The sequence below is a fragment of the Micromonospora sp. NBC_00330 genome, from assembly GCF_036136635.1.
Classification (GTDB): domain Bacteria; phylum Actinomycetota; class Actinomycetes; order Mycobacteriales; family Micromonosporaceae; genus Micromonospora; species Micromonospora salmantinae.
In genome coordinates this window covers 945,240-962,702 of record NZ_CP108012.1, presented here as the reverse complement: position 1 = coordinate 962,702, position 17,463 = coordinate 945,240, and the positions used below count along the sequence as shown (strand labels likewise).

Here is a 17,463-nt window from a genome sequence, read left to right as displayed (position 1 = left end):
TCACCTTCGCCGATGCAGCCGCACGAGCCGGGCGGCGGGCGACGCGGGAAGCTCGATGGTCAGCTTGCCCCGGGCGTCGTCCCAGGCGAGGTGCGTGGGTAACGTGACCGGGAAAATCACCTCGGCCGAGCAGAGCTGACCGGACAGGTGCCTCAGCGGAAGCACCGCGGTCCGTTCGCCGGCACGTCGCGCGACGAGCACGTATGTCTCATCGGCGGTCCGGAGCGCGAGCGACACCCAGTCGTCGTTCCACCCAGGCAGACCGAGAGGCCAGAGCGGTACAGCGTCGGGCAGGCGGCCGCGCAGCGCCCGGTACACGGCCAGCCCTTCGCCGACGAGGGCTGTCTGCTCCGGTGAGAGCAGGTCGACCCGACCGCTGAGGTGTACGCGGCTCAACAGCGATACAGCGACAGTGAAGGCGTTGTCCTCGGCAGAGAAGTGGGGCTGTGGATAAGCCCAGACGGCCCCTTGCTCGGGCGTGACGGCGGTGGGCGCCGCAGCGGCGATCGCGGCATTCTTCAGATGGTCACGCTGATCGGTCGTGGACTGCACCGGGTGCAGCGCCAGCGTCGCGTAGTCCATGCGCAGCCCGCCGCTCCCGCAGTTCTCGATGACGAGGCCCGGGTGGCGGTCCATGACTCCGGCGACCCACCTCAGGTACGCGCGGTTGTGCCCGAGGAGCCCGGCGCCGGGACTGTCGCAACCGATGTCGGTCCCGTGGCCGGCGTCGATGTTGTAGTCGAACTTGAAGTAGCCCAGGCCGTAGTCTGCGACCAACCGGTCCACCACGCGATCGAGGCGTGACACGACCGCCGGGTGGCGAAAATCCAGCTGGTAGCGGCCGGTGACCTCCAGCCGGGTGCCGTCGCGGCAGAACAACATGTCGTCGGTCAGCTCGCCCACCAGCGGGGACCGCACGCCTACGACCTCCGGCTCGAGCCAGAGTCCGGGGACCATCCCGCGGCCGCGTACTTCGTTGAGCAGTTCCCGTAGGCCCCGCGGGAACCGGGCGCGGGATTCCTCCCACGCGCCGACACTGTCCCACCAATTCCCGTCCTCGGCGTACCACCCCGCGTCGACGACAAAGTACTCCGCACCGAGCTCGGCGGCGCTGTGGATGAGTGGCAGGATTTTGTCCTGGGAGGGGTCGCCCTCGAGGCAGTTCATGTAGTCGTTGAAAATCACCGGTAGTGTCGCGTTGTCCGCGTGCGGTCGGCGGACGGCGCGGCGGTACCGGGTCATTTCGGCCATCGACGTGTCGAGCAGGTCACCGTCGCCACCTGCGGCAATGACGGCCGTTGCCACAGCGACGGAGACGAACTGCTCCCCCGGCTCGAGGATTTCGCGCCACTCGTGGTCCGCGCCCGTGGGTCCGCTGGCCAACAGGTACACGCCGCCGTTCCAATCGGCGACCTCCCAGCACCAGGCTCCGTTGTGCTCGATCTGCCAGAGCAGGCCAAGCCCGCGCCCAGTGTCGTGCAGCAACCCCATCGGCAGGTGATCGGACGTCGACCACGACCCCGCATTGGAGACGAGGAGGCTGTGGCGGGAACCGATGGGCTCGCGCTGGTGTGACGGGTAGGTGCGGTAGATGCCGTGCTGCACGAGACTCGCCTCACGCCACTGGCACTCGCCGCCCCACACGTTGTGGGGGACGGACAACCGGATCTGTTCGTCCCACGCACCGTCGGCGTCCGTGACGAGGGTACCGACGACCAGCGAGCTGACCTGCGTCAGGAGAAGTGGCGCAGTTCCTGCGTTCGTCACCCCGGACCATGTCCGGACGACGGCTGAGCCGTCGAGCAGTGCGGCGAATGATTCGACGCGAAGACCAGTGTCGGGGTCGGCAAGCACGACGCGTAGTTGCTGGGCTGGCGCGGCACCGGGACCAAGGCGGACCCGTGTCGTCTCGGCCGACTGAAATTGCAGCCCTCTGGTCGCGTTTCGTTCGCTGTGCCGACGGCCGCCGGGTCCTACATGACTCGTGGACACCTCGACCAACGGCATGGCAGATGGCGGCTTGTCTGCGCCGGCCCAATGCGAAGGGACGAGTTCAGCGAGCCGGGCGATCCCGTCGACGACCGTGACCCGCAGCCGAACACGGCCGTTGTCCAGCACGATGTCGTCCGCGGCGGCGTTCATCGCGCCTCCCGTGGCCAGCGGTTCAGTGCCACGCGCTCGCTCATGCCGTCCGCCGTCCACCGTCGGCGTCCTCCGGCCACGGGACGAGCAGCCTCGACCGCAGCGCCCGGGCGAGCGTGGGCGCGAGTGGCAGGCGCGGCAGCAGCGTGGCCTGCAGCGCGTGGTAGATGTCGGGTTTGCCGGGCCACACGGTCGTGGCGGGCATGTTGTGCGGGTCGAGCTCGTGCCACCACGAGCCGCCCGTGCGGTCGAGCAGATGACGCTCGGCGTAGTCCCACCAGGCGGCGTAGCTGTCGGCGTACCGCCGCTCGCCGGTGCGCCGGTGCAGCGCCGCGGCGGCGGCGATCGCCTCGGCCACCACCCAGTGCATCCGCTGGCGCACCACCGGTGTGCCGTCCCAGTCGGTGGTGTAGACGAAGCCCTGCGCGCCGTCGGCGTCCCAGCCGTCGTCGACGGCCCGGTCGAACAGCCGCACCGCCGCTGCGGCGAGGGCGTCGTCGGCGCCGACCGCGGCCTCGACGTTCAACAGCAGCCGTGACCACTCCAGGCCATGTCCGGGTGTGGCGCCGTACGGCTTGAAGGGGTCTTCCGGTTGGCTGCGGTTGAAGCCGAGATCGGGGGCCCAGTCCGGCCCGAAATGTTCCGGCAGGCGCCCGTCGTGGGCGACAGCAAGCTCGACGACGAATCGTGCCGCCCGCACGGCCCGGTCCCGCCAGGCGGCCGCTCCCCCGCCGACGGCGGGCCCGTCCGGGTCCTCGAGCACCTCGACGGCGTCGGCCACGGCGAGCATCGCCTCGACGGAGTGCATCGTGGCGTTGAGGCCGCGGTAGTCGTCGGTCCGCGTGAAGTCGGCGTCCCAGGTGTCCAGCGGCCGGCCGGCGTCGTCGTCCCAGAACCGCGTGAGGTAGACGTCGGCGGCGTCGGCGAGCAGCGTGGTGCCGCCGGGCCGGCGGGCGAGCGCCGCTGACGACGCGGCGAGCAGCACGAAGGCATGGTTGTAGCAGGACTTGCCGGCGGCGAGGTCGGGGGCGCCGTCCGGTCCGAGCGCGTGGAACCACCCACCGTGCTCAGCGTCGCGTAGTCGGCCGGTCAGGGCTGCCAGCGCGGCGTCGGCGACGGCGGCGCTGCCGGGCACGCCGAGCAGCACGCCGAGCGAGTACGCGTGCGTGGTGCGGGCGGTGATCCAGGTGAGCACGCCCTGCGTGGGATCCGGCTCGCCACTGGTGTCCAGGTAGGCGGCGCCGCCGTCGGGTAGCGCGGACCGCGCGCCGAAGGCGAGTAGCCGGCGGCACTCGGTATCCAGCCACGCCTGGTGGGCGGGCCGGGCGAGCAGGTTCACGGGGACGGCCGGGGTGGCGGTCACGGGAGGGTCCTCTCCGACGCGTCCAGGAGGGTGTTGGCGCAGCGGACGGCGGCGGCGAAGGCCTGCGGGTCGCCGGACGGCGACGTCACGCGGAAGGTGACCGACCGGCCGGCCCGAAGGTTCACCATGCCGTCGTTCACGCTGGCGGCGGGGTCGACCACGTCGGCGGGGCAGAACACGTCGCGGGCGTAGGAGGTGGCGCTTACGCGCAGCAGGCAACCGTCATCCGTGTGAACGGCCTCGACCTGCAGCGGCTGGGGGTCGAGGCGCTGGTCGAGCACCTCGGCGCCGTGCCAGAACGCTGACGTGAACCCGGTCGTCCCATCGTCGGGCTCGGCCACGATGACCTCGGTGGTGGGGTCCCCGAACGCGGCGACCTCGTCCGGAACCGTGACGGTCACCGCGCCGCGCGCGGGCACCGATGCCTCGAGCGTGGCCTTTGCCAGTAGCGTGCCGTCGAACGTCTCCCGCGTCACAGTGAAGGTGCCGCGGAACGCCTGGGCGCTGTCGTTGACGAGCACGAGCGCGAGGGTGTCCGGGTTCGGATCGAGTCCTTCCCACGCGGCAGCGCACGCCTCGTCGGACGCGCGCGGCTGCAGTGTGGCCAGGCGTGGGGCGTACGCGGCCCGCAGGGCGTACCAGAGGGGCTTGCGGTGCTCGGCGAAGTCGACAGCGGCCCAGGACACCACCGGCCAGTTGTCGTTGAGCTGCCACAGGATCGTCCCGGTGTTGTGGGGCGTCAGGGAGCGGAAGTGTTCGACGCCGAACCGGATGGCGTGCGCCTGGTTGAGTTGGGTGGTCCAGTGCCAGCCTTCGATGGTGGCAGGGTCGGGCAGGTGGCCCTTCCACCCGCGCTCCAGCTTCGCGTTGCCGAGGTTGGCCTTCTGGTGCACCAGCATCTGCGGGCCGAACGGGTTGAGTGGCTCGTCGTGCACCACCGCGGTGAGGCTGGACCAGGCGGGCGGTGCCTGGAAGCCGAACTCGGCGACGAAGCGGGGCTTGTACCGGGCATAGACGGTGTAGTCCGCCCGGTTCCACACGTCCCAAATGTGCATGCTGCCGTAGCGCTCGTCGTTCGGGTGCCGGTAGTCGCCGAACGAGTACGGGCTCGCCGGCGAGTACGGGCGGGTGGGGTCGAGTTCGGCGAGCACGCGCGGCAGCAGGTCGTTGTAGTAGAGGTCGCCCCAGCCTCGGCCGTTCAGACGGCCGGGCCACCCCCAGTCCACCGAGCCCCAGGTGTTCTCGTTGTTGCCGTTCCACAGGACGAGGGACGGGTGTGGGCTGAGCCGTGTCACGTTCTCGCGGGCCTCGGCGTCGATCTCCGTCCGCATCGGTGCGTCCTCGCTGTACGCGGCGCAGGCGAAGGGGAAGTCCTGCCACATCAGCAGGCCGTGCTCGTCGGCGAGGTCGTACAGGTCGTCGGACTCGTAGATGCCGCCGCCCCAGACGCGCAGCAGGTTGATGTTGGCCTCCAGCGCGTCGGCCACGCGTCGGGCGTACCGATCGCGGTCGATCACGGTGAGGAACGCGTGATCCGGGATCCAGTTGGCGCCCCGCACGAGCACCCGCTCGCCGTTGACCCGGAGCAGGAACGGCGCCCCGGCCTCGTCGGGCGTGGTGTCGAGCTCGACGGTGCGGAAGCCGACGCGCCCGCGCCAGAACGCGGCGTCGCTGGCGGCCTGTGCCTCGACCTGCACGTCGTACAGCGGCTGGTCGCCGTATCCGACGGGCCACCAACGCCGCACCTCGGGCACCGTGACCAGGACGACGGTGGACGTCTCGCCAGCGGACACTGTGCCGCTGGCGGTCAGCGTCGCACCGTCGGGGTCGGTGACGGTGACGACGAGCGGGACGTCCTCATCGGAGCGGACGCCGTCGCGCTCCACCTCCACGTGCACCCTCAGCAGGCCGTCATCGGCACCGTCGCTCCCTGTGCTCGGCACCACGTCCACCAGCGGTCGTACCGAGGCGATGCGGACCCCGGACCACGAGTCGAGCCCGATCGGCTTCCAGATGCCGGCGCCGGCGACGTCGATGCCCCAGTCCCAGCCGAACGAGCACGCCATCTTGCGCAGCTGGTTGTACTCGTGGTGGTTGACGTGCGGCAGGGCGCCGTCACGCTGGGCCCGCGCCGCCGCCTCGGGCACCGGGCCGGCGAACGTCACCGTGAGGGTGTTCTCCCCCGGGCGCAGTGACCCCCGCACGTTCCAGCGGTAGGAACGGTGCATGTTCTGTGTCCGCCCGATCACGTCGCCGTTGAGCTCCACGGTGGCCACGGTGTCCAGCCCGTGAGCCACGAGGTCGTGGCGTGTCGAGGCGTCGTCGGACCACGTGAACGTCGTCGAGAAGCGCCACGTCGTGTCGCCGATCCACTGCTGGGCGGCCTCGTTGGCACCGTCGAACGGGTCGTCGATCAGGCCGGCGCACCGCAGGTCCAAGTGCGCCTCGCCGGGCACGATGGCGGGTACGCCGTCGGCGAGAGCCGCGGCGACGGTCGCGGGGACGTCGTCGGGGAGCACGGGGGCGGTGAGGGTCCAACCGTGGTGCAGGGCGCGGAAGGTGGAGGGGAGGTGAGCCATGCGGGGTCCTCAGGTTCGAAAACGAATACGGGAAATGCGGCAGCGGGGCCTGCCAGATCAGCCCACGGGCAGGTCAGGCGCCGTGGCCGACGGCACCCCGGCCTGCTCCCACCGACTGGTGCGGTGGTCGTAGCAGACGCTGTTGTCGATGGCGTCGCGGTCCACCGTCACCGCGGCCGTGACCCGTTCGAGGCGCTCGGGATCCGGTGCCGAGCTCGCCAACAGCTTGGTGTAGTCGTGGTGCGGGTCGAGGATCACCGCGTCGGACGGCCCGCGCTCCACGATGCGCCCGCGGTAGAGCACGAGGATCTCGTCGGAGAAGTGCCGCGCGGTGGCCAGGTCGTGGGTGATGTACAGGACGGCGAGCCGGTCTTCCCGCTGTAGGCGGCCCAGCAGGTTGAGCACCCCGAGGCGAATCGAGACGTCCAGCATCGACACCGGCTCGTCTGCGATGAGCACCTGCGCCCCCGGCGCCAACGCCCGCGCGATCGCGACGCGTTGCCGCTGGCCGCCGGAGAGCTCGTGCGGCCGGCGCGGCGCGATGGTGTCGGCAGGTGTGAGGTTGACCCGTTCGAGCATCTCCAGCACGCGCTCGTGTGTCTCGGCGGCGGTACGGGTGCGCTGGTGGATGCGCAGCGGTCGGGCGATGTGGTGCTCGATCGAATGGAAGGGGTTGAGGGAGGCGAAAGGGTCCTGGAAGACCATCTGCACCTGCCGCCGGTACAGCGACCCGTGCACCGGGGTGCCGTCGTCGAGACGCACGTCGACTCTGCCGGACGTGGGCTTCTCCATGCGCGTGAGGATCTTGGCGATGGTTGACTTCCCCGACCCCGACTCTCCCACCAGGGCGACGGTGCGCCCGGGGATCAGGTCGAAGCTGACGTGGTCGACGGCGCGCAGCCGGGTGCGGCGCAGGCCCGTGCGGATCCGGTAGTCCTTGACGAGGTCGGTCACGTGGACGAGGGTCATGCTCGCTCCTCGATGGTGCCGTCGGCCGCGGTCTCGTCGACCCCGGACCTGATGAACGCGCCGCGCGCTCCGGACAGGCTCGGGAACGAGCCGAGGAGCTTGCGGGTGTACGGATGCTGCGCGTGGCGGTACAGCAGGTCTGCCGCACCAAGCTCGACGATCTCGCCGGCCAGCATGACGGCGATGCGGTCGCTGATCTCCAGCAGCAGCGGCAGGTCGTGCGTGATGAAGATGACGGCGAAGTTCAGCTCGTCGCGCAGCCGCATGATCTCGCTCAGGATCTCGCGTTGGACGACGACGTCCAGAGCCGTGGTGGGCTCATCCATGATCATGACCTGTGGCTGGAGCAGCATCGCCATGGCGATCATGACTCGTTGGCGCATGCCCCCCGACAGCTCGTGCGGGTAGGAGCCCAGTCGCCGGGGGTCGACGCCGACGCGTCGCAGCACCTCTTCGGATCGCTCGCGCACCTGCGCCCGGGACAGGCCGGGTCGGTGGGCCAACAGGGTGTCGCGCAGCTGCGCCCGCACTGTGGTGACGGGGTTGAGGGCGTTCATCGCCCCCTGGAACACCATGGAGAGTTTCTCCCAGCGGAACGCGCGCAGCTCGGTGTCGGTCAGCGCGAGTACGTCGACGTCGTCGTCGCCGCCGTCGTGGAACGTCACCCGGCCGGACGCGATCCTGGCCGGCGGGCGGTGCAGGCGGTTGATCGCGTACGCCAGGGTGGTCTTGCCGCAGCCGGACTCGCCGGCCAGGCCGAGGACCTCCCCCCGGTGCAGAGTCAGGCTCGCGTCCCGCACGGCCGTGACCGGCGCGTCCGCCTCGTACACGACGGTGAGGTTCTCGACCGTCAGGACGGCGTCGGCCCTCGGTCCGCCGGTAGCGGGGGTGTTGTCGTTCAGCAGCGTCGTGTTCATCGCGGGGGCACCTCCGAGACGGTCGAGCGGGCGGTCGGGGTGGCCGGGCCGCGTCGGGCCAGTTGCCGCTCCATACGCGCGGCCCGCCGCGCGCGCCTGCGGTACAGGCGGAGGTTTTTGAGCTTGGGGTTGATGGTCTCGTCGATCGAGAAGTTCACCAGGGACAGGCCCATGCCGAAGAGCGCGATGATCAGGCCCGGCGGCACGAACCACCACCAGGCGCCGAGCGACAGCGCGTACCCGTTCTGCGCGTAGAAGAGCATCGTGCCGAGCGTTGCGGAGTTCGACGCGCCGAGGCCGATGAAGGCCAGACCGGCCTCGCCGAGGACCGCGGCGATGATCGCGAACACGAACTGGGACGCGAGGACGGGCAGGAGGTTCGGCAGGATCTCCACGGCGATGACCCGCCAGGGTTTCTCGCCGGCGACCCTCGACGCGGCGACGTAGTCGCGGTTTCGCACCGAGAGCGTCTGGGCGCGCAGCACCCGCGCCGACGCGGCCCAACTCGTCAGGGCGAGCACCACGACGATGGTCCACACCCCACGGCTCTCGCGCGGCACGAAGCCGGAGATCACGATGACCAGGGGCAGGCCGGGGATCACGAGGAAGACGTTCGACAGCAGGGAGAACGCCTCGTCGACGATGCCGCCGCGGTAGGCGCCGTAGATGCCGAAGAACGCCGACAGGACGGTGGCGAGGATGCCGACGAGCACGCCGATCTGTAGCGAGCCCCGGGTGGCGTAGGCGAGTTGCGCGAGGACGTCCTGTCCGGTCTGGGTGGTGCCGAGCAGGAACTGCGCCGACGGCGGCGTGAGCCCTTGGTCCCGGATCTGCTTGGGGTCGCCCACGACATAGACCGCGAGAATTCCGAAGAGCGTGATGCCGACGACCAGGGCGAGTCCGATCGCCAGCCAGGGCGTCATCGAGGGCAGGAGCATGCGCCAGCCCGCTCGGGCGGGGCGGCCCGTCGGGCCGGTCGTCTGGCTGAGCGTGTCGGCGGCGTCCGCCACCGTCGGCGCGCTGGCGGGGCTGAGATTCGTCATCGTGGTGTCCCCGTCAGTGCCGGGCGCGGGTGCGCGGGTCGATCAGGCCGTAGAGCAGGTCGACGATCAGGTTGGCGCCGAGCACGGCGAGCGTGATGAAGAGGAAGACCCCCTGCATGAGCGCGTAGTCGTTGTTCGTCACGGCGCCGAGCAGACGCCCGCCGATCCCGGGATAGGAGAAGACCTGCTCCGTGATGACCGAGCCGGAGACCACGAACCCGAGGGAGATGGCGAACCCGGCCACGGAGGGGAGGACGGCGTTGCGCGCCGCGTAGGAGCGACGGATCTTTCTCGGCGACAGGCCCTTCGCCTCCGCGGTCAGGACGTAGTCCTCCGAGAGGGTGGAGACCATCATGTTCCGCATGCCGAGCAGCCACCCGCCGATCGACGCCAGCACGATGGTCAGGGCGGGCAGGATCGCGTACTGCACCGCCGAGAGGATGAACGGCCCGTTCCAGCCGGGTGTGAGCGCGACGTCGTAGCCGCCCTGCAACGGCAACCAGCCGAGCACCCGGGCCAGCAGGTAGGTGAGGATCAGGGCGAGCCAGAAGTACGGGATGGCGGCCAGCAGCGTCGTGGCCGGGATCAACGAGTCGAGCCACGTACCGGGACGCCACCCCACGATCGCGCCGAGCAGCACCCCGAACAGCGCGGCGAGGACGGTGGCGACCCCGACGAGCACCACGGTCCAGGGCAGCGACGTCAGGATCACATCGGAGACCTTGGCCGGGTAGTAGCTCACCGACACCCCGAGGTCGCCGTTTGCGAGGTTCTTGAGGTAGTTGACGTATTGGCTCCACAGGGAACCCGTGTCGTCGCCCCCGAGGAGGAGCGTGTACGCCTTGCGCGTCTCCGGGCTGACCGAGCCGCCCCGCTGCTGGAGCTTGGCCAGCAGGATGTCGACAGGGTTGCCGGGCAGGAGGCGCGGGATGGCGAAGTTGAGGGTCAGGGCGGCCCACAGGGCCACCGCGTAGAAACCCAGCTTGCGAAGGAAGTAACTCACAGCAGCGCTCTCTCCTCGGGGGCGACGTCTCGGGCGGTCAGCTCTGGGGCTTGAGCCGCTTGAAGATCTCCGCGGCGTCGAGGGATGACCACACCGCGGGGAAGGCGTACAGGTCCTGGTCCGAGGGCCAGCCGCTGAACTTCGCGGTGCTCCACACGCTGGTCGTCCCACCGGTCAGGACCGGGACGTAGGGCATGTCCCGCACGACCGCCTGCTGGATGGTGTCGAAGTACGGCTGCCGGGCCGCCTGGTCGTCGAGTGGGAGCGCGGCCAGCTTGTCGAGTGCCGCGTCGATCTCCGGGTTGTTGTAGCGGGAGAAGTTGTTTCCGGCGGACTTACCCACCTTGGCTCCGGTGTTGGAGTCGAAGAAGTAGGTGTAGAGGTAGAACGGGTCTGGCGCGGGGCCCTGCCCGAGCGAGTCGATGGCCAGCTGGAAGTTGCCGGATCCCTTCTTCTCCGTCCACTCGTTCCAGGAGGACTGGGCGGCTTGCAACTCGATCCCGGCGGCCTTGGCCTGCGAGGCCATCGTGTCGATCGCGGTGATGTAGTCCGTCCAGCCGGTGACCACCTCGACCGTCAGAGACAGCCGCTTGCCGCCCTTGGCGTAGATGCCGTCGGACCCCTTGACCCAGCCGGCTTGCTCCAAGCTCTGTGCGGTCTTCTGCGGTTCGGCGCCCATGGGCGCCACCTTCTCTGCGAGGGCGGCGGAGGCGAACTGGTCCTGGCTGGGGGTGAGTGTGAAGGCGGGGGAGATCGCGCTGGCGGTGTCCTGGAACGCCAGTTTGTTGAGCTGGGTCCGGTTGAGGGCGGAGTAGAGGGCGTGCCGGACGGCGGGGTCGGTCTGCGGGCCCTTGCAGCCCATCTGCACGCTGGAGCAGGTGCCGAGCACCATCTGGTTCTGCCACTGGGTGTACGCGTCGTACTTCGGGAAGTTCTTCTTGGTGTTCTTGATGTCGGGGATCGGTCCGGTGAACCAGTCGACAGTGCCGGCCGCGATGCCGTCGGCGCCGGCCTGGTTGCCGGACAGCGCGACGAAGCGGATCTTCTTGACCTTCGGTTCGCCGCCCCAGTACTTGGGGTTGGCCCCGTAGGTGAAGGCCTGCGGCTTGAACTCGCTAATCAGGTAGGCGCCGGTGCCGATGGGCTTCTCGACGACGTCCTCGGTGGGGCTGATGGTCTTCCACAGGTGCTCGGGAACGATCGGCACGGTACCCAGCACGTCGGGGCCCTTGACGAAGGCCGGCGCCTTGAACGTGAAGGTGACGTGGGTGTCGTCCACAGCGGTGGCGGTGCCGTCGAAACCGATGTTGTTGATGGCCGCGTTGTTCTTCAACAGGCCGAAGGTGAACGCGACGTCCTTCGCGGTGAAGGGCTGACCGTCGCTCCACGTCACCCCGTCGCGCAGGGTCACCGAGAGGACGGTCCCGTCCTTGTTCCAGGACTGCTGCGTGCCGAGCAGCGGCACGAGGTCGGACACCTTGGCCTTGTTGACGAAGAACAGCGTCTCGTAGGTTGCGCCGAGACCCCCGATCCGCGATGGCGAGAACGGGTTGAAGTTGATCTGGTAGTCGCCCGACTGCCCCGTGTAGGCCACGAGCGTGGCCTCCGAGCTGGTGGACGAGGTCGCGCCGGAGCAGCTGCTCAACACGAGACCGAGCGCGGCTGCGCCCGCGAGCGCCGCAGCGCGGCGCGGTATGCCGGTGAGAAGAGACATCGTGGTCCTTTCACGCGCGGGGGCGATGCTCGCCCGCCATGGCCCAGGAAGGGCTCGGCATGTATTCTTAAGCGACTAAATTTACTCAGTCAATGCGTGGGGCCAATTGATCTCGCTAAGTTTCGGATCTGTTACACGCATGGTGGACCCCCAGCTGGGCGGCTCCACCCCCGACCCGAAGCCGGACGGCCACCTCGCCGAAGGGTCGTTTCGTCAGTCGAATAGACCATGAGCAGCCGATATACCGAGCACAGCTCTGTCGTCCGCCTACTGTGGACGCGGGCTACTGGGATGTCGTCGACGTCCAGACCGACCACCTGACCATCATCGGCTTCGCCGAGGCCGGCGCAGTCGCCGCCGCCGCCACAGTGATTTAGTTGATTGACTAAACATATGAGCCGGGGCGATCATTCGAAGCTCCAGCTCCGGGACGGGTCGAGGAGGGCTCGCGGCATGCTCCGCAACGACGATGGGCGCGTCACCACGGCTGGGCGGATGCTCGATCTCCTGCGCACGCGCGGCACGCTCAGTCGGGTAGAGCTCGCCGAGCTCTCCGGCCTCACACAGGCCAGGATCACGCACGTGGTCCGCCGCCTGATCGACGGTGGCCTCGTGCACGAGGTGGGCCGTGAGCAGCAGGGCCGGGGCCAGCCCCGACGTCTGCTGGAGCTGGACGCCGATGCCTGGTACGCCGTCGGAGTCCAGGTCGACCGCACCACGACGACCATCGTCGTGATCGACTTCGCCGGCCGGCGGGTAGCGACCGCCCGCCTCCGCGGCACCGGGACCAGTGGGCCGGGTGCGGCCGTCTCCACACTGGCCGGTCACATCGACGACCTGTTGCACAGCACCGGCGTGCTGCGAGAGCGGGTCATCGGTGTCGGCCTGGTCACCCACGGACCCCAGGACCGCGAGCGCGGGATGCTCCTCATGGCCCACCCAACGCCCGACTGGCTCCAGTACCCCCTGACATCGACGTTGTCGGACCGGCTCGGCCTGCCCGTCCTGCTGGAGAACGACGCGACGGCGGCGGCCACTGGCGAACAGTGGTCCGGCACGGTGCCGACCGACACGTTCGGTCTCATCTACGTGAGTTCCGGTCTGGGCGGCGGCATCGTGGCGGACGGCAACGCCTATCGCGGCCGCGCCTCGAACGCAGGCGAAATCGGGCACGTGGGGCTCATGGGCGCCAGCGCTCCCTGCGTCTGCGGCAACCGGGGCTGCGCCGAAGCCGAGGCAGGCCCACGCACCGTCGTCGCGCAGGTGCTCGCTCATCCCACCCTCGCCAAGCGCCTCGGCATCACCGCTCACGAGGAGGACACCCTCGCCGACTTCGAGCGCGTCGTGCGCGCGTGGCAGGCAGGCAACCCGGACGCCACCACGATCCTCCAGCAATCCGCCCGGTGGATCGGCCGCACTGCGGTGACCATGGTGAATCTCTTCGATCTCGACACCGTCGTGCTGGCCGGACCCGCCCTCATCAGCGCCGGCCCGCTCTACCAGCAGTTCGTCGAGGCGGAGCTGACCCGCTACGCGCTCAGCCGGGCGCTCAGCCGGCCTCGTGTCCTGCTGTCCGCCAACGTGGACACCGCCGCCGCCATCGGTGGCGCCCTGCACGTCCTGCGCAGCGTCGCCATGGAGCACATAGCCAGGACGCCCGCCTGACGCGACCCATCCACCCGCCCCAGTCCCGCTCGACGACGAGAACCAGGAGAGAGATGTCGTCCTCACGCACCCCCGTACCGCACGCCGCCTGGACAGTCCTGCGCCGCGACGGCGTCGCCATCGTCCTCGCCCACCCCGCCGCCGGCCTGCCCGCCGTCCTGCACTGGGGCGCCGACCTCGGCCCGCTGGAGGCCGGCGACCTCGATGCCCTGGACCGCACCACCAGCCGTCAGACCGCACCCGGCACGCTGGACGCCGCCTGGCGCCTACCGATCGTGCCCGAGGAGGCCAACGGCTGGTCCGGCCGTCCCGGCCTGCTCGCCACCCGCGGCGGCCGTCCCCTCTACCCGCGCTGGACGCCGCAGGTCGAGCACGAGGACAGCGCGAGCGTGCACGTCACCGCGACCGACGCCAACGCCGGGCTGTCCCTTCGAATCCACGTGGAGCTCGGTGCCGGCGGTCTGGCGCTCCTGCACCACGAGCTGATCAACGATGGTGTCGGGGATGTGGAGGTGGAATGGCTGGAGGCGACGCTCCCGGTGCCGAAGACCGCCGACCACCACACCGCCTTCTCCGGTCGTTGGACCCGGGAGAAGGCACCGCTCACCACGACCATGCCCCGGGGTACGACCACGCGCGAGTCGCGCCGCGGCCGGGGCGGGCACGACGCCCCCTGGGCGACACTCGCGTCGATCGGAGCGCCGCGGAACCGCAGCGGTGAGGTGTGGGCGGTCCACCTCGGGTGGAGCGCCGACGTCCGCCACCGGACCGACCGGGTCACGGAACATGTCACGCTGCTCGGCGCTGGCGAACTGTTGCGCCGTGGGGAGGTTCGGCTGGCGCCCGGCGAGTCGTACCGCACTCCCACGGCGTACTTCGCGTGGTCGGCCGCGGGTCTCGACGGTGTCGCGGACCGCTTCCACACCTGGGCCCGCTCGCGGCCTCACCACCCCCGCACGCCCCGGCCGCTCGTGCTCAACACGTGGGAGGCGGTCTACTTCCAGCACGACCCCGCGCGTCTGGAGCGGCTCGCACGCCGGGCCGCCGACGTGGGCGTCGAGCGTTTCGTGCTCGACGACGGCTGGTTCCTCGGCCGCCGGGATGACACCTCAGGACTCGGTGACTGGCAGGTCGACCCGACGGTGTGGCCGCAGGGCCTCGACCCCTTGGCGGACCTCGTCCACTCACTCGGCATGCAGTTCGGTCTGTGGTTCGAACCCGAGATGGTCAACCTCGACTCGGAGGTGGCCCGCGCCCACCCGGACTGGCTGCTCGTCAACCCGGAGTCGGTGCCGTCGCCCACCGGGCTGTCCTTCCGCACCCAGTACGTGCTCGACCTGGCCCACCCCGAAGCCTGGGAGCATGTGCGGGCGCACATGTCCGCGCTGATCGGCCGGCTCGGCATCGACTTCATCAAGTGGGACCACAATCGGGACCTGGTCGAGGCGGTGCACGACGGGGCGCCCGGCACGCACGCGCAGACGCTCGCCGCGTACCGGCTGATCGAGCGCCTCAAGGCCGACCACCAGGGCCTCGAAATCGAGTCGTGCTCCTCCGGCGGGGCGCGCGCCGACCTCGGCATCCTCGAGTACACCGACCGGGTGTGGGCGTCGGACTCCAACGACCCCGTCGAGCGGCAGGACATCCAACGCTGGACGGAACTCCTGCTGCCGCCGGAGCTTGTCGGCGCTCATGTGGGCCCCTCGCCCACGCACTCGTCCGGCCGCGCCACCACACTGTCCTACCGCATGGCCACCGCCCTGCAGGGCTCGGCAGGGTTCGAGTGGGACATCCTGGGCTGCGCCGAAGATGAGGTCGACGCGATCGTCGCGTTCGGCGATCTCTACAAGGAGCTCCGGGAGCTGTTGCACACCGGGACCGTGGTGCACCCGGACGTATTCGACCCAGCGCTGCGGGTGCGCGGCGTAGTCGCCCCCGACCGCGGCGAGGCAGTGTTCACGGTGTGCACGGTCAGCTCGTTCGAGGAGGCGTTGGTCGAGCGGCTGCGGCTGGATGGTCTGGACCCGCAGCGCCGATACTCGGTGCACCTTCGGGACGAAATCGGCTCGGCGCAGTGGGGATGGGCAACCCCGGCATGGATGGGCAAGACGCCTGTCGTCGTCCCGGGCCGGGTGCTCACCGAGGTCGGCCTGCAACTGCCCACCCTCTGGCCGGTCCAAGCGCTCATTCTGCACCTCACCGCAGTGTGACGACCGTGGCGACGATGCGGCTTGTGGTGGGCTCTGCCGCATCGCCGTTCACCTCGCTTGCCGAGATTCTTGACGAGGAGGATGCCATGATGGACGAATCGACCACTCTTGCTAACAGGGTGGCCTGGGAAACCGCGTCCCAGAAGCATGTCCGCGAGTACGACGACCTGTTTGCCCAAGCGGCGACAGGTGACTCACTCATCGAAGTCGAGCGGGCCCTGCTGCGGGACGTCCTGGCCCGCACGCCTGAGGTGATTCACCTGCAGAGCGGCAACGGGTTGGACGATCCCGCACTCGTGAACGCCGGGGCCATATCTGTCGTCGGCGTCGACTACAGCGAGGTAGCCGTCAATGCCGCGCAGCGGCGGGCCGACGAACTCGGCGTCGCGTGCCGATACATCGTTGCCACAGTGCCGCAGGTGCCCCTGCCCGACTCCAGCGCCGACCTGGTCTACACCGGAAAAGGCGCCCTGATCTGGATGTCCGACCTGGACGCGTGGGCTCGCGAAGTTGTCAGGCTTCTGCGGCCCACCGGGCACCTGTTCATCTACGAGGCGCACCCGGCGGTACCGCTGTGGACCTGGGACGAGGACTACCCCCGAATCCGCACCGACCGCAGCTACTTCGCCACCAGCCACGTCAACGACACCTTCCCCGGCAACGGCGCGGTCGAGTGGCAATGGAACCTCGGTCAGATCATCACCGCGGTAGTGAGCGCTGGTATGGAGATCCTGCACGTCGGTGAGTACGCCGAGCCGTTCTGGCGTATGGGCGGCGTCACCGCCGCCGCCTGGGATGGCCGACTGCCGAACTCCTTCTCCCTCCTCGCTCGTCGCTGAGCTTCACCACCGGGCGGGCTGCGACTCGGCCTGTCCGAGTGCCGCTCGCTGCGGCGCCAGCGTGGCGGGCGCGCTGACGACCGTGAGCGTGAAGTCGCCACGGTCGAGGTCCCGTAGCGTAACCGCAGCAAGGGTGAACTGAGGTTCGGTGTGCGGGACCGGAGGCCGATCGTCATCACCGCGCAATTGATCAATCAGCTCGGCGTCAAGCACGAGCTCGGCGCAGTTCTGCAGGGCCGCGCGCTGGGCGAGTTCCGCGAGGAGGACGTCGCGTCTAGTCAGCTCCGTCGGGCCGCGGCGCAGCGAGCCGCGGTAACCGGCGGGGAAGCCCAGAACGCGTAGGACGTCGCGCAGCGGTACGGCCGCGCCCGGTCCCCAGCGTTCGATGAACGCCGAGTGGTAGGCAGCCCAGCCCTGCAGGCGCGGTGCCACGCTGACAAGTACTGCTGCGGCCTCGCACGCCTCGCGGACCACGGCCGGTGGCAGCGTTACAGCGCAATCGACGCGTAGGTCAACCTGGACACGCTCGCCGGGGTCAGGCAGGTCGATGTGCTGACTGAGGTAGGCGACTGGGTCGGTCACCGTTACTGGTGGGCGAATCTCGGACACGAGGACGCCTGCAGCAACGAGTGCGGCAAGGAGCCGCTCGGCGCCGTCTGGCAGGTTCGTGTTGGTCCGCTCGACCACTCGGGCCGTCAAGTCGGCGAACGCGATCGGTGAGTTGGCGAGTTGCAACGCCAGTCGTATCGGGCCGGTGAGGTCGATCTCCACATCGCTGATCCGGTCACCGTCGCTGTGGCCGCAGGGCACCACCCAGGTACCGCCGCGCGGATACCCGATCGGGTTCGTGACGACCCGTATTCGAGCCGCTACGGCTCGCGGCGGCTTCATGCATGCAACCAACAACCGGCGCGGCACCACTTCGAGCCAGTCGCGCTCTCGACCGCGGCCGGGAGGTGACATCGACGGCGCCCTCCGCAGAACCTGCGAAGAATCACGAATCCGAGGTCATCACTCCG

Annotated in this window: 12 protein-coding genes; 3 read left to right on the top strand and 9 right to left on the bottom strand. The window is 69.6% G+C overall.

Annotation, left to right across the window (positions count from 1 at the left end):
- From OG598_RS04380 to OG598_RS04345, 8 genes are read right to left on the bottom strand one after another with little or no spacing between them, the layout of a single operon-like run.
- Positions 1-2,142, bottom strand: a complete 2,142-nt coding sequence (locus tag OG598_RS04380) for an alpha-galactosidase (protein ID WP_328653126.1) — start codon at positions 2,140-2,142, stop codon at positions 1-3.
- Between the two features lie 40 nt (positions 2,143-2,182).
- Entirely contained in the window at positions 2,183-3,505 is a 1,323-nt protein-coding gene (locus tag OG598_RS04375; RefSeq protein ID WP_328653125.1) for an AGE family epimerase/isomerase, read from the bottom strand.
- The gene (locus tag OG598_RS04370) at positions 3,502-6,084 is read right to left on the bottom strand and encodes a glycoside hydrolase family 2 protein (RefSeq protein ID WP_328653124.1); all 2,583 of its coding nucleotides are present in this window, start codon (positions 6,082-6,084) and stop codon (positions 3,502-3,504) included. The genes OG598_RS04375 and OG598_RS04370 overlap by 4 nt, the downstream gene beginning before the upstream one ends.
- Positions 6,085-6,141: 57 nt before the next feature.
- Positions 6,142-7,053 carry an ABC transporter ATP-binding protein gene (locus OG598_RS04365; protein WP_328653123.1) on the bottom strand — a complete coding sequence of 304 codons (912 nt, stop codon included), beginning with the start codon at positions 7,051-7,053 and terminating at the stop codon, positions 6,142-6,144.
- Positions 7,050-7,970, bottom strand: a complete 921-nt coding sequence (locus OG598_RS04360) for an ABC transporter ATP-binding protein (protein ID WP_328653122.1) — start codon at positions 7,968-7,970, stop codon at positions 7,050-7,052. The genes OG598_RS04365 and OG598_RS04360 overlap by 4 nt, the downstream gene beginning before the upstream one ends.
- On the bottom strand, positions 7,967-9,013 hold the full coding sequence (locus OG598_RS04355; RefSeq protein ID WP_328653121.1) for an ABC transporter permease: 1,047 nt from the start codon (positions 9,011-9,013) through the stop codon (positions 7,967-7,969). Before OG598_RS04355 ends, OG598_RS04360 begins: the two co-directional genes overlap by 4 nt.
- 13 nt (positions 9,014-9,026) lie before the next feature.
- Positions 9,027-10,016 (bottom strand): ABC transporter permease, encoded by a 990-nt coding sequence (locus OG598_RS04350; RefSeq protein ID WP_328653120.1) that lies wholly within the window; start codon positions 10,014-10,016, stop codon positions 9,027-9,029.
- 37 nt (positions 10,017-10,053) lie between these two features.
- Positions 10,054-11,730 (bottom strand): ABC transporter substrate-binding protein, encoded by a 1,677-nt coding sequence (locus OG598_RS04345; RefSeq protein WP_328653119.1) that lies wholly within the window; start codon positions 11,728-11,730, stop codon positions 10,054-10,056.
- 453 nt (positions 11,731-12,183) lie between these two features.
- Here OG598_RS04345 and OG598_RS04340 point away from each other — a divergent pair, with 453 nt between their 5' ends.
- From OG598_RS04340 to OG598_RS04330, 3 genes are read left to right on the top strand one after another with little or no spacing between them, the layout of a single operon-like run.
- Entirely contained in the window at positions 12,184-13,395 is a 1,212-nt protein-coding gene (locus OG598_RS04340) for an ROK family transcriptional regulator (protein ID WP_328653118.1), read from the top strand.
- A 53-nt stretch (positions 13,396-13,448) separates the two neighbouring features.
- Complete coding sequence (locus OG598_RS04335; RefSeq protein ID WP_328653117.1) at positions 13,449-15,605, top strand: alpha-galactosidase; 2,157 nt, start codon at positions 13,449-13,451, stop codon at positions 15,603-15,605.
- Positions 15,606-15,619: 14 nt separating this feature from the next.
- A complete protein-coding gene (locus tag OG598_RS04330) occupies positions 15,620-16,444 on the top strand; it encodes a class I SAM-dependent methyltransferase (protein ID WP_328653116.1) in 825 nt (274 codons plus the stop codon).
- Positions 16,445-16,447: 3 nt separating this feature from the next.
- Here the strand turns inward: OG598_RS04330 and OG598_RS04325 are convergent, their stop codons facing one another.
- Entirely contained in the window at positions 16,448-17,335 is an 888-nt protein-coding gene (locus OG598_RS04325; protein ID WP_328653115.1) for a lantibiotic dehydratase, read from the bottom strand.
- Positions 17,336-17,463: the final 128 nt, after the last annotated feature.